A 23,558-nucleotide genomic window follows, 5' to 3' on the forward strand; every position below is an offset into this window, starting at 1 on the left:
CAATGACATTGGATTATATCGATCGATAGCGTTAGGCAACGGGGCAACACTAATTCGAGCCTGCCGACATGCTGACCAACCTTTTGATCGTCCTGCCCATATTTGCCCTAATTTTTGCCGGCTGGATTGCCCGGAAAAGCGGAGCACTCGGGCCGAATGCGACGCGTGAGGTCAACCGATTGGTCGTCTATCTGGCCCTTCCGGCGTTGTTGTTCGACATCATGGCGAATGCAAAGATCGACCAGATCTGGCAACCCGGTTTCATCCTCGCTTTCAGCGCCGGCTGTGCGGTCATCTTTGTCGGTACGTTGTTCTGGCGAGTGGCCAAGGGCCGGCATCTTGCAGATGCTGCGGTCGATGCGCTGAATGCGAGTTACGCCAATACAGGTTTTGTCGGCTTTCCGCTGGTCCTGTCGCTTGTTGGCGATAGCGGCATGGCACCAACGTTGATCGCGACCATCCTCACGGTCTGCGTCCTGTTTGCCGTCGCCATCATCCTTGTCGAGGGCGGGCTGCAGTCCGAGACCCGCCACCGCGACATCGCCTTCAAGACCTTCGCCTCGCTTTGCAAGAACCCGCTGCTTGTCGCACCCGTACTCGGCGCCATCTTCATGCTATCCGGCTGGGGGCTGCCGCAACCGGTACACGCGTTCCTCAAGCTTCTTTCAGGGGCAGCCTCTCCTTGCGCGTTGATCGCCCTCGGCCTCTTCCTAGCCGGTCCGCAGGCGGCGACGGCGGCAAACAGGCTTTCCACCACCGGCATTCTGGTCGCGCTGAAACTGATCGCCCATCCGCTCGTCACCTGGGTGGTTGCCGGGCCGCTGCTCGGCCTGCCTGCAGGCTCGGTGCATGTCGCAGTCCTGCTCGCCACCTTGCCGACCGGTACCGGCCCATTCATGCTGGCGGAATTCTACAACAGGGAGGCAAGCCTAACCGGACGCGTCGTGCTGCTATCGACCACCCTCTCGATCCTGACCATCTCGGCCTATCTGTGGATCGCCTGAGGCCTATAAAGACAGCAAGTGTCGCCACCGATATTTTCAGCGACCTTACAGTCCATCGATCACCGTGTAATTGCGCTTGAAACCTCTTGGAAAACAGGTCTGCTGCTCCATATAATCGGCGCTTGTCCTACTCCCACGTTTCGGTGAATTCATGAACTATCAGGTCGTATCCGCCCATTGGCCGATTGGCGGAGGCGAAGCGGGGGAACTTGTCCGCGCATTCGACTGGTCACAGACCTCGCTTGGACCGATTTCCGAATGGCCGCAGCATCTGCGAATCAAGGTCAATTCGATGGTCAATTCGCCCATCCCGCAAGTGCTTATGTGGGGCGATGACCACGTGATGATCTACAACGACGGTTACATCGAAATCGCCGGCAGTTATCATCCCCGCGCGCTCGGCGGCACCGTTCCCGGCATCTGGCCGGAGATCTGGGACTGGAACAGAAAAATTCTCGAAGCCGGCTTTCGCGGCGAAGTGCAATCATTCCGCGACCAGACGATGACATTGCATCGCCATGGCGTTCCGGAAGACGTGATTTTCGATCTGTTCTACACGCCGATCTATTCCGAAAGCGGCAAGGTCGACGGTGTTTTGTGCACCGTGCTTGAGAACACCGACAGGGTGAAGGCCGTCAATGCGCTGGCGGAAAGCCGGGAGGAGCTTTCCCAGCTGACCAACGCCCTGCCGATCCTCGTCGGCTTCATCGATCGCGACAATACCTACCGTTTCGCCAACGAAGGCTACAGGGAATGGTTCGGCCTTCCCGCCGCCGACGTGATCGGCAAACATGTCGCCGACATTGTCGGGCAGGATTATTACAAGAGCCGTGTCCCGTTCATAAACAAGGCCTTTTCAGGTGAGGCGATCATCAATGACACGGTGATCCGCCGGCCCGATGGCGAAAAACGCACAGCGGAAGTCCGCTACGTGCCGCGCCGCACGCCCAAGGGCGAGATCGACGGCATCTATGTGCTGATCATTGATGTCGAGGCCCGAAAGCGTTCCGAAACCGCGCTTCGCCGCAGCAACGACCGCTTCCGCGCCGCCGTCAACGCCATCCATGGCGTGCTGTGGACGAACACGCCCGACGGACGCATGCTCGGAGAACAGGCTGGCTGGGCCTCTCTTACCGGTCAATCGGCGGAGGAATATCAGGGGTATGGCTGGTCGAATGCGGTGCATCCGGATGACCGGGCAGGCTCCGTGGCCAGCTGGCAGGCCGCAGTTGCCGCCAGGTCCACCTATATCTGGGAACACAGGGTTCTGCGCCACGATGGCGTCTACCGCACCTTCTCGATCCGCGGTGTGCCTATCATCGGCGCGGATGGCGAGATCGAGGAATGGGTCGGCGTCCATACCGACATCACCGAACAACGCGCGGCCGAGGCAAGCCTGCAGGAGCATGCAAGCAGCCTGGAACGGCAAATCCGCCACCGGTTGCGGGCGGAAGAACAGCTCAAGCAGTTGAACGAAAGCCTAGAAGCCCGCGTCGAGGCGGAAATCGCAGAACGCCGGTTGGCGGAACGTGCGCTGCAGCAGGCGCAGAAGATGGAATCGATCGGCCAGCTGACCGGCGGCGTGGCGCATGACTTCAACAACCTGCTGCAGGTCGTGGCAGGCAATCTGCAGCTTCTCGCCAAGGACATCGCCGGCAACCAAAATGCCGAACGGCGCGTTTCAAATGCGCTGGCTGGCGTCAACCGCGGTGCGAAGCTTGCCAGCCAGTTGCTTGCCTTCGGCCGCCGTCAAGCACTGGAACCGCGGGTCATCAATATCGGCCGCTTCATCGCCGGCATGGACGATCTTCTGCGGCGCTCTCTGGGAGAGGCCGTGGAAGTGGAGGTGATCTCCAGCGGTGGCCTCTGGAACACCTATGCCGACCCGACGCAGGTGGAGAATGCATTGCTCAACCTGGCGATCAATGCCCGTGACGCGATGGAAGGCTCGGGTAAACTGACGATCGAAGTGGGTAACGCCTTCCTGGATCAGGACTATGCCCGCGCCCATGCGGAAGTTGCAGCCGGGCAATATGTCCTTCTCGCCGTTACCGATACCGGTTCGGGCATGACGCCCGAAGTTCTGGAAAAGGTGTTCGAGCCGTTCTTCTCGACCAAGCCGGAAGGCAAGGGAACCGGGCTTGGCCTATCCATGGTCTATGGTTTCGTCAAGCAATCCGGCGGCCATGTGAAAATCTACAGCGAAGTCGGCCAGGGCACGACCGTCAAGGTCTATCTTCCCCGCTCGGTTGCCGACGAGGATCGCGAGGTGGTCGTTCCGGCCGGCCCTGTCGTCGGCGGAACCGAAACCGTGCTTGTCGTCGAGGATGACGAGGAGGTCCGCACCACCGTTATCGAGACGCTGACCGATCTCGGTTATCGGGTCTTGTCCGCCAAGGATGCTCAGGCTGGCCTCAACGTGGTCGAGAGCGGTATTCCAATCGACGTGCTCTTCACCGACGTCGTCATGCCCGGCCCGCTGAAGAGCCGGGAAATGGCGCGCCGTGCCAAGGAGCGCTTACCCAATCTCGCGGTCCTGTTCACCTCGGGTTATACGGAAAACTCGATCGTGCATGGCGGCATTCTCGATGTTGGTGTCGAGCTTCTATCGAAACCCTATACTCGAGAGGCGCTGGCGCGGCGCATCCGCCATGTGATCGCCAATCAGAAGCAGGTGGAACAATCGGCATCTCCAAGAACCGATGTCTCGGAATCTGGCGGCTACCGTTCATTGCCGGCACTGAGGATACTGCTTGTCGAAGACGATTTTCTGATCCGGTCCAATACTGCCGAAATACTTATGGAGTTTGGTCACGAAGTGATCGAGGCTTCTAACGGACACGAAGCGCTTCAGGAGCTCGCGGGTTCCGAGATCGATCTGCTGCTGACGGATATCGGCCTGCCGGATACAAGCGGCGGAGAACTGGTAAAACAGGCGATAGAGCTCAAGCAGAGCCTCGCAGTAATTTTCGCAACCGGCGAGAATCAAAAGCCCGATGGAGCCCCACCTCGGGCTGGTCTGCTGCGCAAACCCTATAATGAGCACGATATTGCAAAGGTGATCGAAAGCGTCATGACCAGTCAGTAACTCCCGACCCCTCGGCCTGTCTGAAACAGACGACCCGATCGTCCAATCCCGTTGAATCCCACAGAATGATAGGATCTCACCGGGAAAGACCTAATGGCCGGGGCGCGGGAGATCGGACGAGGTAATCCATACGCGGCCGTCAAACGCTACTTCACCGTGATCGAGCTTGCGGCTTGCAATCTTTTCGATGAGGCAGAGTTTCGAACGGACATTCCCGATGCGGCTGTCATTCACGACACAAACAGCGTGGAATGCAGTGCCCTCCTGCATCAAAAGCAGCGTGTGATGGGCATTGTCCAGGATCTTTCCGGGCAGCGTCTGGAGCGTCATGCTCTTCTCCTTGCCGATCATTTCAACCAACCGCCATAGAGACGATTGGCAAAAGCCTCCCTCAACAAGGTTAACGAATAGTTAAAATTTGGGTCAGGAAAACACCTCCTGCGTGCAGCGCCTTAACGAAACAAAACCTCTCGTAGTGCCAATAACCTATTGTATTATCAGTAAGTTAACCCGGATATTATATATCGATTACAATTTATGCAGTAACGCAACCTCCTATGTTGAGGATAGTCAACTATGTTTTCTTTCCAATCCAGTTCAGACCGGGTTCTTGATGCGCTCGATCTATCGATGGCGATCATCGAATTTGATCTTGAAGGTCGCATCATCAAGGCCAACAAGAATTTCTGCGATCTGATGGGCTATCAGCCACAGGAAATCATCGGCAAACATCACAGCCTTTTTGTCGAAGCGAACTACGTAAAGTCTAAGGACTACACGGCCTTCTGGAGCGCGTTACGCAATGGCCAGTTCTTCTCGAATGATTTCAAGCGGATTGCCAAAGGTGGAAGGGAAGTCTTCATCCGAGGCAACTATAATCCGGTCAAGAATAGCAGCGGAAAAGTCATTAAAGTCATCAAATTCGCCAATGACATTACCGATTCGAAACTGCATGCCCTCGACAGCGCGGCTAAAATCAACGCCATATCCCGCGCGCAGGCAACGATCGAATTCAACACAGATGGCACGATCATAGGTGCCAATGAGAATTTCCTGTCGACTCTCGGCTATGGCCTCAGCGAGATCGTCGGTCGGCATCACCGCATGTTTGTCGATGAGGCCTATGCTGCGTCGGCGGACTATGCCCGGTTCTGGGAGCGGCTGCTTTCGGGCGAGTTCGTTGCAGGCGAATTCACCCGTATCGGCAAGGGTGGCCGCAATGTCTTTATCCAGGCATCCTACAACCCCGTATTCGATGATACAGGGCGCGTCATAAAGGTTGTAAAATTTGCAACAGACGTGACCCAACGAGTGGAAAACGTCGAACGGCTGGCCTCCTGCCTGACCAATATGGCGGATGGCGACCTCTCGCAAACGATCGATGCGCCTTTTATTGCCTCGCTGGAAAAGCTGCGCGTCGACTTCAACATCGCATCCGCAAAGCTGCGTGAAGCCATGGCAACGGTTGCTGACAACGCCCGAGCCATCGCTTCCAGCTCCAACGAAGTCCGTGTCGCAGCGGACGATCTGGCGCAACGAACGGAACGTCAAGCGGCTTCCGTTGAGGAAACGGCTGCTGCTCTTGAAGAAATTACCACGACGGTCAAGGATTCCAGCAAGCGTGCAGAAGAGTCCGGCGCACTCGTCAACCGTGCCAAAGCCGATGCAGAACGCTCAGGCGAGATCGTTCGCGAGGCCATCAAGGCGATGGACTCGATCGATAACTCATCCCGCGAAATCTCCAACATCATCGGCGTTATCGACGAGATCGCCTTCCAGACCAATCTTCTCGCGCTCAACGCCGGCGTAGAGGCCGCCCGTGCAGGTGAAGCCGGCAAGGGTTTTGCAGTTGTCGCACAGGAGGTGCGTGAGTTGGCACAGCGTTCGGCTGGCGCTGCCAAGGAGATCAAGGCACTCATCACGACATCTGGCAACCATGTGGCAAGCGGCGTCGAGCTCGTTAGCAAGGCCGGTACAGCACTGCAGGAAATTGGCGGACAGGTGCATCAGATCAATTCTGACATTCTCGCCATCATTGATGCTTCCCGCGAACAATCGCTCGCACTCGGCAACATCAACCATGCGATCAACGAGGTTGACCAGGGCACACAACAGAATGCCGCGATGGTAGAACAACAGACTGCCGCAAGTCGCAGTCTCGCTCATGAATCACAAGCACTGTTTTCGCTGCTCGAACAGTTCCGCTTCGGTCAGGCATCCGCACATTCTGCGCCGTCAGCGCCAGTCAAATCCATACGATCCACGGCAAAACCGATCCGCACCCCTGCCCATTTCCGCACGGCGGGATCTGCTGCTCTGGCGGTAGAACCCGGCTGGGAAGATTTCTGAGCCACGCGTCATGCGGTGACAGGCCGCTCAGCTGATTTAATACGAAAAGCCGCCCTCTCGATGAGAGGGCGGCTTTTTCTTATCTGATCAACAGCCTGCAAACGGTTATCAGCCGCCGTTATTCGCAGGAGCCGAAGGAGCCGGTGTTGCCGGAGCAGGCGCAGGCGTTGCTGGCGCAGGCGTTGCCGGGGCTGGCGTTGCAGGGGCCGGAGCGGCCGGCGCTGCCGGCTGGGTCGTCGAGGACGTCGTCGTAGCATCGGTGGGCGCACTACCCATTTGCGACCAGACGAATGCACCCACGACGATCACGGCGAGCACTGCTACCCAGCCCATCCAGGATGAGCTGCCACGGGCCGCCGGGGGCGGTGTGCGCAGATCGGGACGGTTGTCATTCGGATTGGGATCATAAGCCATTTCGTTTCCTCCTATTCCAGCCAATAAAATGCGCGTTACCGGAATTTGTTCCGTAGCGGGGCATTTCGCGCCGAACTGCATAAAAATGGCATTTGCCGAAAAGACCGATTAGGAAGGTTGTGCTGGCGAAAAAGACGGGAGACTTCGCATGACAAAACCTCGTATCGGCATTATCGGTCTCGGTCGCATGGGACGCGCCATGGCGGCCCGGCTTGCCTCCTGCGGGTTCGAGATTACGGGCTGGAGTCGCAGCGGCGTTCCGGATGATTTTCCCGAAACGGCGACCGCAACCGCCGATATTGCCGGGCTTGTCGAAACCTCCGACATCATCATCCTTGCGCTTCTGGACGATGCAGCGGTGCATGCAATGGCCGAAAGGCTTGAGGCGATGGATCTTTCCGGCAAGCTGATCGTCGATACCAGCACGGTGAGCCCGCTGACACTGCGCAGCCACCAGGCGGCAATGGAACTCAAGGGCGGGCGCCTGCTGGACGCACCGATATCGGGCGGACCGGAGACGCTGACTGCCGGAAAGGCCGGTTTCTACATCGGCGGCAGCGAGGACGACTATCGCCGCGTCCTACCGGTGGCGGAGGTGCTGTCCGACCGTATCCACCATATCGGCGCACTCGGCCATGGCGCGGCCTCGAAGCTGATCAACAACATGATGCTGACCGGCCTGTGGGAAAGCCTCAAGGAGGCGCTGCAGCTCGGCGCACGCGCCGGCCTTGCCCGCGACAAGATGATCGAGGTCCTGTCCGGAAGCCCGGCTGCCAGCCCCGCCATGAAGGGCCGCCTGCCGGTGGTGTTGGGCGAAACCGACCATGTCGGCTTTCCGGTGTCCGGCGTGGTCAAGGATGTCAGCGTAGTGCGCGATTACGCCGCGCATCTCGACGTGGCCATCCCGGCGATGAAGGCGGCGCTTGCCAGCTTCGAAAGCGCCGCTAGGGCCGGCTATGCCGAAGCCGACCTCGCGACGATGGTCAAGCTTGCGCTGGACGAGGCCACGGCGGACCATTCCGCCGGCCCGGCGGTCACCCCGCATCGAAAGCCTCACATCACCATTCTCTATTGCACCCAGTGCAACTGGCTGCTGCGGGCCGGCTGGATGGCACAGGAGCTGCTGCAGACTTTCGGTGATTCACTTGGAGAGGTCGGCCTCATTCCCGGCACCGGTGGCGCGTTCGAGATAAGGCTGGATGGCGCTCTCATTTGGGAGCGCAAACGCGACGGCGGCTTTCCCGGCCCCAAGGAACTGAAACAACGTGTTCGCGACGTGATCGAACCGGAACGCGATCTCGGTCACCTGGACCGCCACGGTGTGGAAAAAGAGCCAAAAACCGATGTTCCGACCGTGGGTTAGCCGACCGGCCGAAAAGTTTTTTGCCTACTGACACAGAAACTTCAAAAACCCGGTTGACTTCATCGGCTGGCCCTCGTACATGGCTCTCCGTCGCCCAGATGGCGGAATTGGTAGACGCGCCAGCTTCAGGTGCTGGTATCCGAAAGGATGTGGAGGTTCGAGTCCTCTTCTGGGCACCATTCCCATTGTTTAAAGTTGAACATTTTCAATGTTCTCAGGATGTTAGCCTTCTCACCGGTACACAAACCGGTACAAGGGAAGGTACATTATGGGGCTTGTGTTGAAGTACGTCCAAGAGCCATCGGCGAGCCGAAGGCAGTACCGATATAGGCGCAGAGTTCCCGACGATCTCCAGTCCATAGCGGGCAAGAAAGAGCTGATCGCCACGCTCGGTGACAGCGAAAAAGAGGCCCTTAAAGCCTATCCTCGCATCCATGCAGGGTTTGAAGAGGAGCTTGCCCTTGCCCGCAAAGCACTGGTCGCCGAAAAAGCCAAACTTCCCTTCGCCGAACTCTCCGACCGCGAGCGCTATGACATTCTTCTCACCCGACTGAGGGAGTTGGGTGTCGATAATCCAGAAGCTGTCGCCAGCGATGATGAGCAGGTTTTCGAACGCGAGATAATCGCCGAGGGCATTGCTGCTCGATACCCACATAACGAGGAGACGGGAAACCCGATCATCACCGACAAGGCGGATGCGTTCCTCATTCAGTCTCTAATGTCCAAGGCTCCGCCTAAACCTGCCCCGTCACTGGACGATGCGGTTAAGCTCTACCTGAAGGACAAGGTGGCTGGCAGCGCGTTTGATGTGAAGAAGAACACGCAGCGCGTTGAGCGCGTCATCTCGCGGCTGAAGCGTGCGTTGGGCAAGACCCCTCAAGTCGATAAGATCACGCGTGACGATGCCCGCAAGGTCAGAGATCACCTGCTAGGCCTTGGCAGCTTGACACCGGCGTCAGTGCGCCGAGAGTTGAACGTCGTCAAGGCGATCATCAACCATGCGATCACCGAGTTCGAGCTGGGCGGCTGCAACAATCCGTTCCGAAAGCTGGACATAGCGGGTCTCGACGAAGAGAACGAGGCCGACAAGCGCCATCCGTTCCCTGCAGATATGCTCATCGAGGTCAGGAACCACATCCTCTCAACCGTAAACCCTGAACTCCAACTCATCTGGCGCTTGCTCGAAGGAACAGGCTGCCGAATGGCGGAGGTCTCCGGCCTGCGGGTGGATGATGTGACGATCATCGGCGATACACCAAACGTCCGGGTCACGTGGCATGAGGATCGACGCATCAAGACGAAAACATCGAAGCGTCACGTCCCCCTAGTCGGCGATGCCCTAGCAGCAGCGATTGAGGCCTTGGCTGCGGCTGATGCGGGACCAATGGTATTCAGCCGTTACAGTGACGAGAACGGCCCCACTAACGTCTCCAAGGCGCTCATGGACCGCGTGAGGGAGATCACCGATAACTCGCGGCTGGTTGTCCACTCGCTACGTCACAACATGAAGGACAGGCTGCTGCTCGCAGGGGTGGCGGAACTGGACCAGAATATCATACTAGGGCACTCGCTTGGCGGGGTCGGCAACCGGACCTATGGCGGCGAACAGGCAAAGCTGGTGGTGACGACGGCAGCGATGAAGAAGGCGTTTGGATTGGTTGATGGACCTGCCATGTCATCGGGCCAGCCCGAACAGCTAGCTAGCGCTGGCCGGCATCTTGGATAGCGCGTCAAGCCCATCTATCTCTTTATTTTCGACCTCTCACCGCCATTTCAGCAGGCATCCATATGCCCTATCCTCACGGCAGTTAGCATTGTCGTAAGGAGAGGAAGTTGGACATTTTTTCGTTCACCGCTGCGGTCGTTGCCGTCTCCGGGCTTATTGCGGCCGTCAGTTCGCTGCTCCGTGAACTCCGCAACTGGCGCACGCGCCCTCCTCGGGTCAACGACTGATGCCTATGGCCTCCGTAACTCAAGATGCCTATTGCCCACGCTGTGGCGGCAAGGACTTCGTCAAGAACGGCAGAGTACGGAACATGCAGCGTTTCCGTTGCCGGTCATGCAGTTTGAACTTCGTGGACGAGCCAAAGCATCGCTGGCCGCCCTCCTCCAAGCTTATCAACATCATGTTTGCGAGGGCGGGTGAAGGACCTGAAACAGCGTTAGAAATCGCCCGGGTTGACCGATGGATACTGGAAGCGAAAGAACACCATCCTTGGTTCATAAGAGCCTTGGCCGAGTTCGCAGTCAACAATGCTAGCCGTAGAGGCGAGACGCTGGAGAGCCTTCTGATACGCACCTGGGAACTCTACGCACACATCACCGAGCGCCACCCAGAGCCCTTCTACGATGTGCTGGCACCGGATTTGTACCTCGACATGTTCATAATCGGAGATGAGCCCTTTAGGAACGAGTTGCGTGACTGGCTGGCTGCGCATTCATCCCACTCGAATTTCGCAGGCTAGTCGGTGGTAGCCGCCCCGTCGATTACCGCCCACTTATGGCAGACGGCACCAATTACCCCTCACATATAGAAGAAGAAGGCTGGCGGCGATTGCCACACCCTTTAGGACAGAGCCGCCAACGGCAGCCCCTGCCCCTTCCTCGTGCCGTGTCGATTACCACGCACATATGGAGAACCACGCGCTCACGCGACCCGATAGCCGGGAGTTGGTTCAACCGCTCACGTTCGTCTCAGCCTAGCCCCGGTGATCAGATCGATTGCCGGGGTCTTTTTCTGCCGTGCTGGTGACGGACGATCACAACAAGAACCTAAGACGAGAACGAAGATGCAAGAATTCAACAACACAACACCCTCCTCACGGGCTCAGGGCGCTGCCTGCAGCCTTCCGCATGATCTGAAGGCCCTGACGTTCAGCAGGGCGCTGGACGCTCTCAGGCAGGCCCAAAAAGCCACCGCGAAGATCGACGACGAGCCGAGCCGTCTCCCGATTTCACAGCTCGAAGAGTTGCCGAAGGTGTTCCAGATCAGGAGCGCCGAAGTGGACGATCGGCATGTCACCGATCTGCTCAAGGCCCTGAACATCCACGGCGCGCTCGATCCAATCATGGTCTGGCGATGCGGTGGCCGAAACTTCGTGGTGGATGGTCATCACCGGATTGCCGCCTATCGGCTCTGGCGGAAGTCCAAGGAGCTGCCTGTCGTCTTCTTCAAGGGCACCATCGATGAGGCCATCGAACATGCCGAAGCGGTCAACGGAAAAGCGAGCCTTGGCATTACCTACGAGGAGCGATCGAACTACGCATGGAAACTGGTGGTCCATGCCGAACTTCTTGGCAAGTTGTCCAAGGCGCAGCTCGTCAGGCGAGCCAACATCGCCAAGGGTACAATCGATAACATGCGAGCCGCCTTCTCAGTCTTGGGCGTGCGAGCTGTCAGCCTGCCGGGTTGGCGGGATGCAATGACGGAATGGAAGAAGGGCCTGCAGGATGGAGATCAGGACTTCGATGAAAGCTGGCAAGAGGCGGAAGCTATGAAGATCGTCGATCGATTGGGCAAGGAGTTCGGTAAGCGACTTGCGAAGAAGCCGGAGATCGCAGCCAAAGCCTTTAGCCATCTCCTCGGCAGGAAATCCCGAGATGTCGCGGTTTTGATGCTGGAGGAGGACGGCCTCACGCCCATACTGCGCGATGAAGATGGCAATGAGATCGATGATCTGGATAGCTACGAGCGGCCCCTCCGCGAGCTGCCAGAAATCCCGTTCTGACCCATTTCCTGCCCACTGCTTAGGTGCCCATTTTGGGCAGGCGATAGACACGATTGCGGCCTTGGCCTTTCTCTTCAATTGCGAGAGGCGGGCCGAGGTCGGGACTTTTATGGCGGAAAATTCCGAGAGGCCAATCAGATATAAGGCTTTCTTCAGTTCCCCCGGTAGGGCGGTCGATAGCGCGATCGCGAGATTGGAACGCGCCTGATCGACTTGACGATATGAGTATATAAAGCTACTCATTGACGAGCATGAAAGGATACTCTATGTTAATGACCAGTAACGACCTTAGAGCCGCGATAACCGAATTAGGGCTGACCCAATCCGAGTTCGCGCGCTTGTTGAACGTATCAAACGGTGCAGTCGCACAGTGGCTGTCTGAAGCTCGGGCAATCCCGGGACCAGCAATCGCTTACGTCTCCCTCTTAATGCGCTCTCCGAGTTCGCTGCGACAACAGGAAGTAAACAACGTTCGCAAAGGAACACTGCAAATGCGCAATGGCATGTACCTCATTCATTTCACCGGCTCTGATGGAGACGGCTATGCCACTCTGACCTTCGAGGACGGTTACGCCTATGGCTTCGATACCGGTGGTGGCCAGTATGATGGCACCTACACCCATACTGGCCTGCTGGGCTTGGTGCAGGTTGACATTAAGGTCCGGATGCCCCCGAACGTCGCCAGCGTAGTCGGTGGCGTCTCACAGCGCTTCGAATGGGTCCTCCCGGTCTCTACTAAGCTGGATTTGAGTGCAGACCGCGGCGTCATTCAGGTCTCAACCGGACTTGGCCCCGCAGTCAGGGCTGAATTCCAGCGCATGCGCGATCTGCCCAAGGCCGCCTAGCCCCGCCTCTGGATAGGCCCGATAAACATGGGGGCGGGTTCACGGCCCCCACGCCCTATAGCGTAGTTGACCACGATAGCGGTGAAGCACCAACTCGCCTCGGCTGCGCAACTTCGCCGACATCCCAGTGATCTCATCTGAAGACCTTTGTCCGATAGGGCATACCATAGCGGACACCTCGCCAAATCCTCCCATCGTGTCCGATAGGGTTGACATCGTTCTTTCGTACACATATTCATTCGGACGCAATCCTATCGGACATTCGGAGTGAACCTTGGCAACCTTCCTATACGCTCGCGTCTCTACCTCTGAGCAGACCCTTGACCACCAGAAGACCCAAGCCGAGAAGGCAGGCTTTCAGTTCGATCACGTCATCGCTGATCAGGGCGTATCAGGTGTGTCGGTCTTGATGAGGGACCGCCCGGAAGGCAAGCGTCTCTTCGACATGCTGCGAGCTGGCGACACGCTGGTCGTTCGGTGGGTCGATCGCCTTGGCCGAAATTATGCTGACGTGATCGACACTATTCGAGAGTTCATGAGACGCGGCGTTGTGGTCAGGACCGTGATCAACAACATGACGTTCGACGGCTCGACCGCTGACCCCATGCAGATGGCGGTGAGAGATGCGATGATCAGCTTCATGGCCGCATCCGCGCAGGCGCAGGTCGAAGCTACGAAGGAAGCCCAGAAGGCTGCTATCGAGGCCCTGAAGGCGAAAGACGACGGCACGTATAAGGGCCGCAAGCCCAGCTTCACGCGAGCCGCATACGAGACGGTGGTCAACCTGCTAGGCAAAAACGCAAGCGTGTCAGAGATCGCCCAGGCATCAGGCATCAGCCGCCAGACGGTCTACAGGATCAAGGAGAACCCAGCGGCAGCGGAGAAGGCATTGGCGTTGTGGTCGCTATAGCGATCTGGCTGAATTTCTGATCGTCGGTTTGCCTTACCCCGATAATGTCTTTTCGGCCTGTCTGTGGTCAGCCCCAGCGGCCTCAAGATTTCCGGTACACAAAACCGCCACCGCATGGTACACACGCCCCACAGTATCGGTGAGGAAGCCATCTCGCAAGACATTGAAAACGTGACGCTTTAAGACACAGAGATGATGCCCTCGGCAAGCTTGGCTCGCCTCTTCTGGGCACCATTCCCATTGTTTATGCTTAGTAATTGGCCCGCTTGCGGGCCTTTACTGTTTTCGGGATTCGGGTCGCAGACCACCCGTTCAGGCCTGCCGGATCAGGTCATTTCCACAGTGAAACTACCCGCGATCTGCGGGCGAAAAATCATTCGGGAAGATGGCGTGGATTGAGGCCCGGGACCCATTGGGTGTTGGGCATATGCGTGCCGGTATAGGTGACGCCGCTCGGGGTTTCGCAGCGATAGACCTGGACCGGCAGATCATCGAGAATGCTGCCGCGGAACCGGCGGCGCGGCTCGGACGTGTAACCGACGCCGGTCGTGCAGCGATAGCCTTCCGGAGCATGCTTGGCGACGCGCGGCTCTTCCGGAACGACACCGGGAAGATCCTTGAAATAGGTATTCATCGAAGGACCGAACGCATTGCCTTCGGCGGCAAAGACCACGGAGGGCACTGCCGCGAGGATGAGCACGACCAGCATCGTTGCGGGCAATATCCATGCACCTTTGAGCATCTTGCTGAACTCCATACCTCGGACTGCTGTTCCATCTACAGATAGGTGTAGCCGGTCATGGATGCCATGACCGGCAGGCCAACATTCTCGTGATGACGAAGCCGGGATCATGAAGGTGTTGCCTGTTCGCGTCAGGCGATCCGGCGATAGCCGGTCGGCTGCTCGTAAAGCCAGCCGATACGTTTCACCGCCGCTTCGAAATTCTCGCGCGCCACGGTCATCGTGTGACCGTTCGCATGCAACAGCGTTTCTTCGTCTTCCATGATGCCGACATGGCCTTTCCAGAAGACGAGATCGCCGCGACGGAGCGCATCACGGGCAATCGCATGGCCGAAAGAGGCCTGCATGTCGGAGTCACGCGGTGCGCTTTTGCCGACCATCATCAGGGCCAGCTGGACGAGGCCGGAACAATCGATGCCGAAACCCGAGCGTCCACCCCAGAGGTAAGGCGTCTCGATGAACTTCGTTGCGACAGACACATAATCGTCCGCCATTGCCTCGCCGACCGGCAGGCAATGGGCGGCGATAACAGCTCCACCGCCGGCCAGAAGGAAATAGCGCGTGCCGCGCGTTTCCGCATCGCCGATGACGGTGACGAGGCTCCCCATTGAAAATGCCTTGATCGGCGGCTTGCGCAGCTCCGCTTCCGGGTAAAGGAAGGTCCGCGCGGCGGTGATCCGGTGCGTCGGCTCAATCAACGGGCCAATCATCTCTTCCGGCAGATAGCCGACATAACCGTCAGCATCAGCCTGCACCCAGGCGAAACCATTTGCACGATCGAAGACCCGGACACTCTCGCCAAAGAGAAGTTCCGTATCTATACCGCGGCCAATATCCGGGAACGGCCGCAAGGCCGCTACGGGGCCGATAACGGACGCAGGCTCGCCCTTCACGAAGCGGGTTGCCTCGACCTGTCCCTTCAGCGCTTCCGCTGCGAGATCCGGGCGGAAGGCATTTAGGCGTCTGTCCAATTCCATTGTCTTGTCCTTCATGAGGCGGGACGTCTTGCTTCCCGGATGATCAGGTCGCCGAGTTTTTCCAGATAAAGCGCGCCGCCGACGGTTCGTTTTATCACGACATTGCGCCGATCGCGATCATCCCTGACGCGATCGACGAGACCGAGTTCGCCCATCCTATCAAGTGCACGGGTGATCACGGGCTTGGTAACGCCGAGCGTTTCGGCAAGTCCCCGCACCGTATGCGGCGGCGGGATCAGATAGATCTGCAGCAGGATCGCTATCTGTCGCAATGTCAGGTCTGCCGCTTCGCCCCTCACCTCTTCCAGCGAAACGCGGCGCCACAGCCCCAAGGCCTCCGTTGCGGTCAATTCGATCGGCATCCGATACCTCCAACGGACGCCGATCGTAACGTCAAACCGTTACCGGTCTGTTTTTCACTTCCCGGCTTGCGCCATGTCGCGGATGACGCGATAGAGCGCCCGGATGGCGAAGGCTTCCCCACCCACCGGGGCATGCGGTTTTTCGGACGGGTTCCATCCGTAAATGTCGAAATGGATCCAGCTTGGCGATGCCGTGACGAAGCGCTTGAGGAACAAGGCCGCATTGATCGAACCTGCCATGCCGCCAGAGGGCGAATTGGTGATGTCGGCCGCACGAGTGCGCAGATCCTTGTCGTAGCCCATCCAGAGCGGCATGCGCCAGACCGGATCAGCAGCCTCTTTCGCCGCCAGTGACAGCTTGCCCGCCAAGTCCTCGTCATCGGTAAAGAACGGCGCAAGTTCCGGTCCAAGCGCCACACGGGCGGCGCCTGTGAGCGTCGCCATGTCGATCAAGAGATCCGGTGGGGTTTCGTCGGCGTAGGCGAGCGCATCGGCAAGCACCAAGCGGCCTTCGGCATCGGTATTGTCGATCTGGACGGTGATGCCCTTGCGGCTCTTGTAGATATCGCCCGGACGGAAAGCATTCGAGGAGATCGAGTTTTCGACAGCCGGAACCAGGACTGTCAGGTCGACGGGCAGACCTGCATCCATGATCATCAAAGCAAGCCCCATGACATTGGCGGCACCGCCCATGTCCTTCTTCATAAGGGCCATTCCGGTCGCGGTCTTGATATCCAGGCCGCCGGTATCGAAGCAAACCCCCTTGCCGACGAGCGTGACACGCGGATTTCCCTTTGTGCCCCAGCGCATCTCCAGCAGGCGTGGGGCAACCGCGCTCGCCCGGCCGACAGTGTGGATCAGCGGAAAGTTCTTCTCCAGGAGATCGTCACCAACGATCGAGGTGACGAGTGCACCGTAATGTTCGCCAAGCGCACGGAACGTCGCCTCAAGATTATCCGGGCCCATGTCATTGGTCGGCGTGTTGATGAGATCGCGCGCGAGCAGAACACCGGCAAGCTGCCTTTCGATATCCACGGCATCGGCATCACCGGAAACCGCAAGCCGTGCATCCCTTGGTTTTTCGGATTTGTATTTGGCGAATGAATAGCTGCCGAGACCAAAGCCGAGAGCCAGGTGATCCGCAGCGATACCTTGCGCGTCGATCGACCAGTCGCCAGGGGGAAGGAGCTTTGCAAGCCTGCCAGTCAGGAACGGCGATTCGGCCCGATCGCTGCCGAGACCAAAAAGCACCCGGGATATCGATCCTCCTTCACCGGGGACGACGAGAACAGAGCCCGCGTCGGCCTTAAAACCTGATGCTTTTACCCAGTCAGCGGCATCGGGCGGAAGCGTTCTGCCTTCCAGATCGGCTGGCGTAACCGCAGTCACGGGCTTGGTGACAGCGCCTGCAGGTGCGAAAAACGAGGGGCGATGGATATGCTGGAAAGGCGTCATGGCAGCTTTGATAACCTTCGGGAATCATTGGTCTTAACAATTCGTTAGGGTTAACAGTTTATTGCTGGATGGGAAATGCGCCACTCTTCATTGCCCTGGAAGACGGCAGGGCAACGACCGATGAGACCATGATGACTGCATCAAAGACATTCTCCCCGCGTTCATCCATTTCACGCTCGTCCGTGGCTCATGCCGCGATCCTCATCTGCCTGGCAATGGCCGTGAGCGGTTGCAACACCACGAAACGCGACACGATTACCACCGGTTCTATCCCGAAGACGTCTTCGGCACCGCTAGACAATATGGATGCTGCGCAACTGGCCGAAACCGAGCGGGCTATCGGCGGAGCCTATGTCAAGGACCCGAAAAACCGCGATATCGGGCTACGTTATGCCACAGTGCTGGGCATGACGGGCAAACATGCCCAGGCGCTTGCCGTAATGCAGCAGGTAGCAATTGCCAATCCCAGTGACCGACAGGTACTTGCAGCATATGGCAAGGCCCAGGCGGCAGCCGGCCAGCTCGAACAGGCGCTCGGCACGATTGGCAGAGCCCAAACACCGGATCATCCTGACTGGCGACTGATGTCGGCTGAAGGCGCCGTGCTCGACCAGCTCGGACGCTCGGAGGAAGCCCGGCAGAAATATCGCTCGGCATTGCAGACCCAACCGAACGAACCAAGCATCATGTCAAATCTCGGCATGTCCTATGTTCTATCGGGCGACCTGAAGACAGCGGAAACCTATATGCGCAACGCTGCCCAGCAGCCAGCGGCCGACAGCCGCGTGCGGCAGAACCTCGCTCTGGTGGTCGGATTGCAGGGACGCTTCTCGGAAGCGGAAACCATCGCCCGCAAGGAACTTTCGCAGCAACAGGCGAATACCAACGTCACCTATCTGCGCTCGATGCTCTCCCAGCAGAATTCCTGGGCAAAGCTTGCCGACAAGGACAAGCCGGCTAAATCTGCCGTAAACTGATCCCTATTCGGGGATGAACTTCAGCACGCCGGCGCGACCGGACTTGCCCGGAGCAGCGCCATCCGAAGGATGCGACACGCCATCGTTTACCGTCACGGACAGAAAATCGAACGGGCTGATACCTTCCAGGCAGGCAACGTTGACGCCATACTGCTGCGGATTCGATCGCCGCTGATGATGGGTATAGATACCGCAAACCGAACAGAAATAGTGCTTCGCGGTCTTCGTGTTGAATTGATAGAGCGTCAGTGCCGCTTCGCCTGACACGATCTGAATATCGTCGAGATTTGCCGAAACCGCGATCGCTCCACGCATTCTGCAGTAAGAGCAGGTGCAACGTCGAGCGCTGCGCAAGCCATTGGCCAATCGCACGTGAAATCTTACCGTCCCACAGTGGCAGGCACCATCAATCTCATCGAGATCGTCGTTCAGCATAACGTATCCTCCGGTAGAAAGGATTTATCCATAAAGGAAACGCGATAGCGATTAGAACCTGCTGGAGACCTGGATACCTGCAGGGCCAAGAATAACCGCAACGAGGACCGGCAGAAAGAACAGGATCATCGGAACTGTGAGCTTGGGCGGCAGGGCTGCAGCCTTCTTTTCCGCCTCATTCATGCGTTCGTCGCGGCTCTCCTGAGCGAGAACGCGCAGCGCCTGCGACACCGGCGTGCCGTATCGATCCGCCTGAATCAAAGCCTGCACGACCGAACGAACTATATCGAGCTGCGTGCGGTTCCCGAGATTTTCGAGTGCGGTCCTGCGGTCCTGCAGGAAGGAAAGTTCCGCCGTCGTCAGCGCCAGTTCTTCGGCAAGTTCGGGCGAAGACGTGCCGATTTCTTCCGCCGCACGACGCATGGCGGCTTCGATCGAGTTGCCGGATTCGACGCAGATGAGCATCAGATCAAGCGCGTCGGGCCAGGCACGCTTGATCGACTTCTGCCGCTTTCCGACCTTGTTGGAAACGAAGATGTTCGGTGCGTAGAACCCGACATAGGCGAAGCCGACAACCGCGAGAATCCGGATCCCAATTGGTTTGGAGGCCAGGTTACCAAGTGCGAATACCCAGACTGCCGCAAGGATCAAGAACAGGAAAGGCAGAAGAAAACGCGCCACAAGGAACATGTTCAGAGCGTTCTGTGATCTCAATCCCGCTGCGCGCAGCTTGTTCAGCGTGCCCTCGTCGACCAGTGCTTCACGCAGGTTGAAGCGTTCGACGATCTGGCGGACCGACTGATTGTTCTGGGTTCGCAGACTTGCTTTGCCATCCGCATTCATCCGAGCCCGTTCGCGGGCACGCATCTGTTCCCGTTCGGTGGAAACTGCCTTCATGCGCTTATCGAGATCGCCACGCTCCATGAAGGGCGCAGCCAGAGAATAGAGCGTTGCAAAAACGGCAAGCGCCACCAGAACTGCGAAGATCATGGTTGGCTCGGTGATAGCTGCAGCAAGATCCTTCACCGTCCGCTCCTCAGATTTCGAAGTTGATCATGTTGCGCATCACAAGGATGCCGATCGACATCCACACTCCCGATACAAGCATGATGATATGCCCGCGCGGATCGGTGAAGAGGATCATCATGTATTGCGGCGAGGTGAGATAGACGAGCGTCGCGACGATAAACGGAAGTGCGCCGATGATGACGGCAGAGGCCTTGGCCTCCATCGAAAGCGCGCTGACCTTGGCTTTCATCTTCCGGCGTTCGCGTAACACCTTGCCAAGATTGCCGAGCGCCTCGGAAAGATTGCCGCCGGCCTGACTCTGGATCGCGATGACGATAGAGAAGAAACTGACTTCGGAAAGCGGCATGGTCTGCAGCATGCGCGCACAGGCATCGGGAATGCTCAGGCCTACCTTCTGCGATTCCACAACGCGCTGGAATTCCCGCTTTACAGGCTCCCTGCCATCCGCAGCAATCAACCGGATCGCGTCATTGAGCGGCAGGCCGGACTTGATCGAGCGAACCATCACGTCCAGGGCGTTGGGGAACTCCTCAAGAAACTTGTTGCGCCGCCGCTTGATGAGGAAACCGATGACCCAGCGCGGGAAGCCGAATGCAAAAACGAAACCGGCGCCAAGCGAGGCAAGCAAGGGCATGCCAATGATCAGCGCAACCAGGGACGCCAGGATACCAAGGCCAGCAGACATGGCATAAAAACGCCCCATCGTCACCGCAATGCCCGTCTGGGCAAGCCGCGATTTCAGGCTGTTGTCGCCAATATACTTGTTTTTTTCCTGCTGCTTCTTTTCCAGATCCTTCAGAGAATCCTGCAGGGATTTGCGGCGCTTGGACAGTTCCTGAACGCGATCACGCGCGGCCTTGGCCTTGCCCAGATCGCTTTCGGCGGCCTTCACTCGCGTCAATCGGGCACCGGCCTTCTTTTCGGTCTCCAGGCGTGAGAACAACAGCGCATAGGCCACCGAAGCCGCTGACACAGCGACTAGAAGAACGATCAACAGCATGGTCAAATCAAGCCCGAACATGCGAACTGCCTCTCAACCGTCTCAATCCTTGGAGGTTTCCATGGCGTCGAGTGCTGCCGTGAGGCGGCGCTCTTCACCGAAATAGCGAACACGGTCCCAAAAATGCGGCTTGACGATGCCGGTGGAAACATGACGGCCAATAATCCGCCCGTTCGCGTCCTCGCCATCCATCTCGTAACGCATCAAATCCTGCGTGATGATAACGTCGCCTTCCATGCCGATCACTTCGGTGACCTGGGTAATCCGGCGCGAGCCGTCACGAAGACGTGCCGCCTGAATGATGATGTCAACCGATCCGCTGATGATCTCGCGTACAGTTTTGGCGGGCAGCGTATAACCGCCCATGGCGATCATCGATTCCATACGGCTCAGGCATTCGCGCGGCGTATTGGAGTGGATCGTCCCCATGGAACCGTCATGACCGGTGTTCATCGCCTGCAAGAGGTCGAAGACTTCCGGTCCACGTACTTCGCCGACGATGATACGTTCGGGGCGCATACGCAGGCAGTTCTTGACCAGATCGCGCATGGTGATCTCGCCTTCGCCTTCGATATTTGGCGGGCGGGTTTCAAGGCGCACAACATGCGGCTGCTGGAGTTGCAGTTCGGCAGTATCCTCGCAGGTGATAACGCGTTCATCCAGATCGATATAACGCGTCAGGCAGTTCAGAAGGGTGGTTTTGCCCGACCCGGTACCGCCAGAAATGACGACATTGCAGCGGACACGACCGATGATCTGGAGCAGAACAGCGCCTTCCGGCGTGATCGCACCGAATTTGACCAGCTGGTCGAGTGTCAGCTTGTCCTTCTTGAACTTACGGATGGTGAGAGCCGGACCATCGAGCGAAAGCGGCGGAGCGATCACGTTGACACGCGAACCATCAGGCAGACGCGCGTCGCAGATCGGCGAACTTTCATCAACGCGTCGACCCACCTGGCTGACGATACGCTGGCAGATGGACAGAAGCTGAGCGTTGTCGCGGAAACGGATTTCCGATTCGATCGTCTTGCCGGCCACTTCGATGAAGGTCTGCCCGGCCCCGTTGACCATAATGTCGGCGATGTCATCGCGGGCGAGCAGCGGCTCCAGCGGACCATAGCCCAAAACGTCGTTGCAGATATCGTCAAGCAGTTCTTCCTGCTCGGAGATCGACATCGCAAAATTCTTGATCGTGATGATATCGTTGACGATATCGCGGATTTCCTCGCGCGCGCTCTCGTTATCGAGCTTTGCGAGCTGCGACAGGTCGATCGTGTCGATAAGCGCCGAGAAAACCTGGCTTTTGGTATCGTAATACTGGTCGTTGCGGGCCGGCCGCTTGCGTGCGGGCGCGGCCGGAGCGAGCGGGGGCGGCGCCACGGGCTGACGCATCGCCGCGTTTTCGGCCGAAGCAGGCGACCTGATCGGGGCTTCCGAGGCCGTCGATGCGGCTGGCGCGGGCGTAAATTGAGGTGCAGGCGGCGATGCGACAGCGCCTCCCTTTCCAAACCCGTCGTTTCCGCGTTTTCCAAACATGCTTCTTAAAACCTAACTCTTTCGTGATGCCGCTTACTTTCGTCCCAGCATGCCAAGAATCTTGCCGAGACCAGCCTTCTTTGCCTTCTTGACCGCGATGCGCCCCGTGACGACGTGAGCGATCTGCGAGAAAGTTTCGGCAACCGGAGACTTGGCGTCGATTTCCGAGATCATACGGCCGCTATTGGCAGCATTGCCGAAAAGGGCTGAATCAAACGGCAGAATGGCGATCGGCTCCATTTCCAGCGCCTCGGTGAAATCGGACGGGCTGATCTCGGGACGCTTCGGCATTCCCACCTGGTTGAGAACCAGATGCGGTGCCCGGTCATTAGGCCTCAGCTGCTTCAGCGCATCCAGAATGTTTTTCGTGTTGCGAAGATTGGCGAGATCCGGCGCGGCGCAGATGACAACTTCGTCCGCATCGGCAAGAACCGACGTCGTCCACTCGTTCCATGCGTGGGGTACATCAAGAACAGCGATCGGCGCGCTGCGCTGCAGGATTTCGATGACAGGCTGGAAAGCGCGGCCTTCGAAGTCGTAAGCCCGATCGAGAAGCGACGGCGCAGCAAGAAGCGACAGATGATCCGAACATTTCGTCAGAAGGCGGTCCAGAAACACCTCATCCAGACGCTCCGGCGCAAAAACCGCTTCGGAAATTCCCTGCATCGGATCCTGGTCGAAATCGATGTTGGCCGTACCAAAGGGCAGGTCTAGATCGGCTAGAATGGTTTCGGTCGAAAACAGGCTCGATATTCCGAAGGCGCAGTTGTGGGCGATCGTCGAGGCACCGACCCCACCCTTTGCGCCAATAAATGCGATCGATTTGCCCAAAGGCTCTGCATCCGGATCAACGAAGATGGCGGAGATCGCTGCCATCATGTCGACCATCGGAACGGGCGCCACCAGATATTCGGAAATGCCGTTGCGGACCAGTTCGCGATAAAGCGCGATATCGTTGTAACGTCCAATGACGATGACGCGGGTCGAGGGATCGCAGACTTCTGCCAGGGGGGCAAGTTCGGCAAGAAGATTGCGTGGTTCGGCCGCCGTTTCCAGCACGATCAGGTTCGGTGTCGGCGAAGACGCATACATGTTGGCCGCGGCGTCGATGCTGCCGCTCGTCACACGCAGATTGACCTTCGCCATGCGCCGGTCGCGAGACAGCTTGTCGACCATGCGCTGGACGTTTTCGCTTTCGCAGAAGGCATGGATCGAGATACGCGGCAGCGGACGTACGGATTCGAGATCGAGCGCCGAGGAATGTTCCTCGGCATCATCGGCCTGCGACGGCTGTCCATTTACGTCGTATTGAACGGTGCTTATCATCGGATCAGGCCCAACCGT

21 protein-coding genes, 1 tRNA gene and 1 pseudogene are annotated in these 23,558 nt (G+C 58.1%); 12 read left to right on the forward strand and 11 right to left on the reverse strand.

What is annotated here, in order from left to right; all coding sequences use genetic code 11:
- Positions 1-68: 68 nt before the first annotated feature.
- Both HNQ72_RS14335 and HNQ72_RS14340 read left to right on the forward strand, forming a co-directional pair.
- Positions 69-1,004: an AEC family transporter gene (locus tag HNQ72_RS14335; protein ID WP_183992856.1), complete on the forward strand. Its 936-nt coding sequence runs from the start codon at positions 69-71 to the stop codon at positions 1,002-1,004.
- 151 nt (positions 1,005-1,155) lie between these two features.
- On the forward strand, positions 1,156-4,092 hold the full coding sequence (locus HNQ72_RS14340) for a hybrid sensor histidine kinase/response regulator (protein ID WP_183992857.1): 2,937 nt from the start codon (positions 1,156-1,158) through the stop codon (positions 4,090-4,092).
- Positions 4,093-4,182: 90 nt separating this feature from the next.
- On the opposite strand, the gene HNQ72_RS14345 is transcribed toward HNQ72_RS14340, so the two are convergent.
- Positions 4,183-4,422, reverse strand: coding sequence for a hypothetical protein (locus HNQ72_RS14345; RefSeq protein WP_183823737.1), 240 nt, complete (start codon positions 4,420-4,422; stop codon positions 4,183-4,185).
- Positions 4,423-4,668: 246 nt separating this feature from the next.
- Here HNQ72_RS14345 and HNQ72_RS14350 point away from each other — a divergent pair, with 246 nt between their 5' ends.
- On the forward strand, positions 4,669-6,441 hold the full coding sequence (locus tag HNQ72_RS14350) for a methyl-accepting chemotaxis protein (protein WP_183992858.1): 1,773 nt from the start codon (positions 4,669-4,671) through the stop codon (positions 6,439-6,441).
- A 108-nt stretch (positions 6,442-6,549) separates the two neighbouring features.
- On the opposite strand, the gene HNQ72_RS14355 is transcribed toward HNQ72_RS14350, so the two are convergent.
- Positions 6,550-6,855, reverse strand: a complete 306-nt coding sequence (locus HNQ72_RS14355; protein WP_183992859.1) for a hypothetical protein — start codon at positions 6,853-6,855, stop codon at positions 6,550-6,552.
- Between the two features lie 148 nt (positions 6,856-7,003).
- On the opposite strand from HNQ72_RS14355, the pseudogene HNQ72_RS14360 reads away from it, so the two are divergent.
- From HNQ72_RS14360 to HNQ72_RS14395, 8 genes and pseudogenes are all read left to right on the forward strand, one after another.
- Positions 7,004-7,834, forward strand: a pseudogene (locus HNQ72_RS14360) (NAD(P)-dependent oxidoreductase); the annotation flags it as partial.
- Between the two features lie 15 nt (positions 7,835-7,849).
- Positions 7,850-8,218 carry an Rdx family protein gene (locus tag HNQ72_RS14365; RefSeq protein WP_210319617.1) on the forward strand — a complete coding sequence of 123 codons (369 nt, stop codon included), beginning with the start codon at positions 7,850-7,852 and terminating at the stop codon, positions 8,216-8,218.
- A gap of 92 nt (positions 8,219-8,310) precedes the next feature.
- Positions 8,311-8,397 (forward strand) — tRNA-Leu (locus tag HNQ72_RS14370).
- Between the two features lie 89 nt (positions 8,398-8,486).
- Positions 8,487-9,944 carry a tyrosine-type recombinase/integrase gene (locus HNQ72_RS14375; RefSeq protein ID WP_183992860.1) on the forward strand — a complete coding sequence of 486 codons (1,458 nt, stop codon included), beginning with the start codon at positions 8,487-8,489 and terminating at the stop codon, positions 9,942-9,944.
- 232 nt (positions 9,945-10,176) lie between these two features.
- Entirely contained in the window at positions 10,177-10,683 is a 507-nt protein-coding gene (locus HNQ72_RS14380; RefSeq protein ID WP_183992861.1) for an IS1 family transposase, read from the forward strand.
- Positions 10,684-11,007: 324 nt separating this feature from the next.
- Positions 11,008-11,946 carry a ParB/RepB/Spo0J family partition protein gene (locus tag HNQ72_RS14385; protein WP_183992862.1) on the forward strand — a complete coding sequence of 313 codons (939 nt, stop codon included), beginning with the start codon at positions 11,008-11,010 and terminating at the stop codon, positions 11,944-11,946.
- A gap of 272 nt (positions 11,947-12,218) precedes the next feature.
- The gene (locus HNQ72_RS14390) at positions 12,219-12,791 is read left to right on the forward strand and encodes a helix-turn-helix domain-containing protein (protein ID WP_183992863.1); all 573 of its coding nucleotides are present in this window, start codon (positions 12,219-12,221) and stop codon (positions 12,789-12,791) included.
- Positions 12,792-13,065: 274 nt separating this feature from the next.
- Complete coding sequence (locus HNQ72_RS14395; RefSeq protein ID WP_183992864.1) at positions 13,066-13,701, forward strand: recombinase family protein; 636 nt, start codon at positions 13,066-13,068, stop codon at positions 13,699-13,701.
- A 373-nt stretch (positions 13,702-14,074) separates the two neighbouring features.
- Here the strand turns inward: HNQ72_RS14395 and HNQ72_RS14400 are convergent, their stop codons facing one another.
- The 4 genes from HNQ72_RS14400 to HNQ72_RS14415 form a co-directional block, all read right to left on the reverse strand.
- Positions 14,075-14,443: a hypothetical protein gene (locus HNQ72_RS14400; protein ID WP_183992865.1), complete on the reverse strand. Its 369-nt coding sequence runs from the start codon at positions 14,441-14,443 to the stop codon at positions 14,075-14,077.
- Between the two features lie 131 nt (positions 14,444-14,574).
- Positions 14,575-15,420 (reverse strand): C40 family peptidase, encoded by an 846-nt coding sequence (locus HNQ72_RS14405; RefSeq protein WP_183992866.1) that lies wholly within the window; start codon positions 15,418-15,420, stop codon positions 14,575-14,577.
- Positions 15,421-15,431: 11 nt separating this feature from the next.
- Complete coding sequence (locus tag HNQ72_RS14410; RefSeq protein WP_183992867.1) at positions 15,432-15,782, reverse strand: MarR family transcriptional regulator; 351 nt, start codon at positions 15,780-15,782, stop codon at positions 15,432-15,434.
- 54 nt (positions 15,783-15,836) lie between these two features.
- Positions 15,837-17,237: a leucyl aminopeptidase family protein gene (locus tag HNQ72_RS14415; RefSeq protein ID WP_183992868.1), complete on the reverse strand. Its 1,401-nt coding sequence runs from the start codon at positions 17,235-17,237 to the stop codon at positions 15,837-15,839.
- Between the two features lie 131 nt (positions 17,238-17,368).
- Here HNQ72_RS14415 and HNQ72_RS14420 point away from each other — a divergent pair, with 131 nt between their 5' ends.
- The gene (locus tag HNQ72_RS14420; protein ID WP_183992869.1) at positions 17,369-18,214 is read left to right on the forward strand and encodes a tetratricopeptide repeat protein; all 846 of its coding nucleotides are present in this window, start codon (positions 17,369-17,371) and stop codon (positions 18,212-18,214) included.
- A 3-nt stretch (positions 18,215-18,217) separates the two neighbouring features.
- Here the strand turns inward: HNQ72_RS14420 and HNQ72_RS14425 are convergent, their stop codons facing one another.
- The 5 genes from HNQ72_RS14425 to HNQ72_RS14445 are packed head-to-tail and all read right to left on the reverse strand — an operon-like array spanning position 18,218 to position 23,540.
- On the reverse strand, positions 18,218-18,646 hold the full coding sequence (locus HNQ72_RS14425) for a GFA family protein (protein ID WP_183993145.1): 429 nt from the start codon (positions 18,644-18,646) through the stop codon (positions 18,218-18,220).
- A 54-nt stretch (positions 18,647-18,700) separates the two neighbouring features.
- Entirely contained in the window at positions 18,701-19,639 is a 939-nt protein-coding gene (locus HNQ72_RS14430) for a type II secretion system F family protein (protein ID WP_183993146.1), read from the reverse strand.
- A 46-nt stretch (positions 19,640-19,685) separates the two neighbouring features.
- The gene (locus HNQ72_RS14435) at positions 19,686-20,699 is read right to left on the reverse strand and encodes a type II secretion system F family protein (protein WP_183992870.1); all 1,014 of its coding nucleotides are present in this window, start codon (positions 20,697-20,699) and stop codon (positions 19,686-19,688) included.
- Positions 20,700-20,720: 21 nt separating this feature from the next.
- Positions 20,721-22,214, reverse strand: coding sequence for an ATPase, T2SS/T4P/T4SS family (locus HNQ72_RS14440; RefSeq protein ID WP_183992871.1), 1,494 nt, complete (start codon positions 22,212-22,214; stop codon positions 20,721-20,723).
- A 33-nt stretch (positions 22,215-22,247) separates the two neighbouring features.
- Positions 22,248-23,540, reverse strand: coding sequence for a CpaE/TadZ family protein (locus HNQ72_RS14445; RefSeq protein ID WP_210319579.1), 1,293 nt, complete (start codon positions 23,538-23,540; stop codon positions 22,248-22,250).
- Positions 23,541-23,558: the final 18 nt, after the last annotated feature.

Origin of the sequence: Aliirhizobium wenxiniae (assembly GCF_014201355.1) — a bacterium.
Taxonomy (GTDB): Bacteria; Pseudomonadota; Alphaproteobacteria; order Rhizobiales; family Rhizobiaceae; genus Neorhizobium; species Neorhizobium wenxiniae.

Excerpts from the sequence above, each read along its gene's own strand:
- HNQ72_RS14335 (WP_183992856.1), top strand. The coding sequence starts at position 69 with ATGCTGACCAACCTTTTGATCGTCCTGCCCATATTTGCCCTAATTTTT.
- HNQ72_RS14340 (WP_183992857.1), top strand. The coding sequence starts at position 1,156 with ATGAACTATCAGGTCGTATCCGCCCATTGGCCGATTGGCGGAGGCGAA.
- HNQ72_RS14345 (WP_183823737.1), bottom strand. The coding sequence starts at position 4,422 with ATGACGCTCCAGACGCTGCCCGGAAAGATCCTGGACAATGCCCATCAC.
- HNQ72_RS14350 (WP_183992858.1), top strand. The coding sequence starts at position 4,669 with ATGTTTTCTTTCCAATCCAGTTCAGACCGGGTTCTTGATGCGCTCGAT.
- HNQ72_RS14355 (WP_183992859.1), bottom strand. The coding sequence starts at position 6,855 with ATGGCTTATGATCCCAATCCGAATGACAACCGTCCCGATCTGCGCACA.
- HNQ72_RS14375 (WP_183992860.1), top strand. The coding sequence starts at position 8,487 with ATGGGGCTTGTGTTGAAGTACGTCCAAGAGCCATCGGCGAGCCGAAGG.
- HNQ72_RS14380 (WP_183992861.1), top strand. The coding sequence starts at position 10,177 with ATGGCCTCCGTAACTCAAGATGCCTATTGCCCACGCTGTGGCGGCAAG.
- HNQ72_RS14385 (WP_183992862.1), top strand. The coding sequence starts at position 11,008 with ATGCAAGAATTCAACAACACAACACCCTCCTCACGGGCTCAGGGCGCT.
- HNQ72_RS14390 (WP_183992863.1), top strand. The coding sequence starts at position 12,219 with ATGACCAGTAACGACCTTAGAGCCGCGATAACCGAATTAGGGCTGACC.
- HNQ72_RS14400 (WP_183992865.1), bottom strand. The coding sequence starts at position 14,443 with ATGCTCAAAGGTGCATGGATATTGCCCGCAACGATGCTGGTCGTGCTC.
- HNQ72_RS14405 (WP_183992866.1), bottom strand. The coding sequence starts at position 15,420 with ATGGAATTGGACAGACGCCTAAATGCCTTCCGCCCGGATCTCGCAGCG.
- HNQ72_RS14410 (WP_183992867.1), bottom strand. The coding sequence starts at position 15,782 with ATGCCGATCGAATTGACCGCAACGGAGGCCTTGGGGCTGTGGCGCCGC.
- HNQ72_RS14415 (WP_183992868.1), bottom strand. The coding sequence starts at position 17,237 with ATGACGCCTTTCCAGCATATCCATCGCCCCTCGTTTTTCGCACCTGCA.
- HNQ72_RS14420 (WP_183992869.1), top strand. The coding sequence starts at position 17,369 with ATGACTGCATCAAAGACATTCTCCCCGCGTTCATCCATTTCACGCTCG.
- HNQ72_RS14430 (WP_183993146.1), bottom strand. The coding sequence starts at position 19,639 with ATGATCTTCGCAGTTCTGGTGGCGCTTGCCGTTTTTGCAACGCTCTAT.
- HNQ72_RS14435 (WP_183992870.1), bottom strand. The coding sequence starts at position 20,699 with ATGTTCGGGCTTGATTTGACCATGCTGTTGATCGTTCTTCTAGTCGCT.
- HNQ72_RS14440 (WP_183992871.1), bottom strand. The coding sequence starts at position 22,214 with ATGTTTGGAAAACGCGGAAACGACGGGTTTGGAAAGGGAGGCGCTGTC.
- HNQ72_RS14445 (WP_210319579.1), bottom strand. The coding sequence starts at position 23,540 with ATGATAAGCACCGTTCAATACGACGTAAATGGACAGCCGTCGCAGGCC.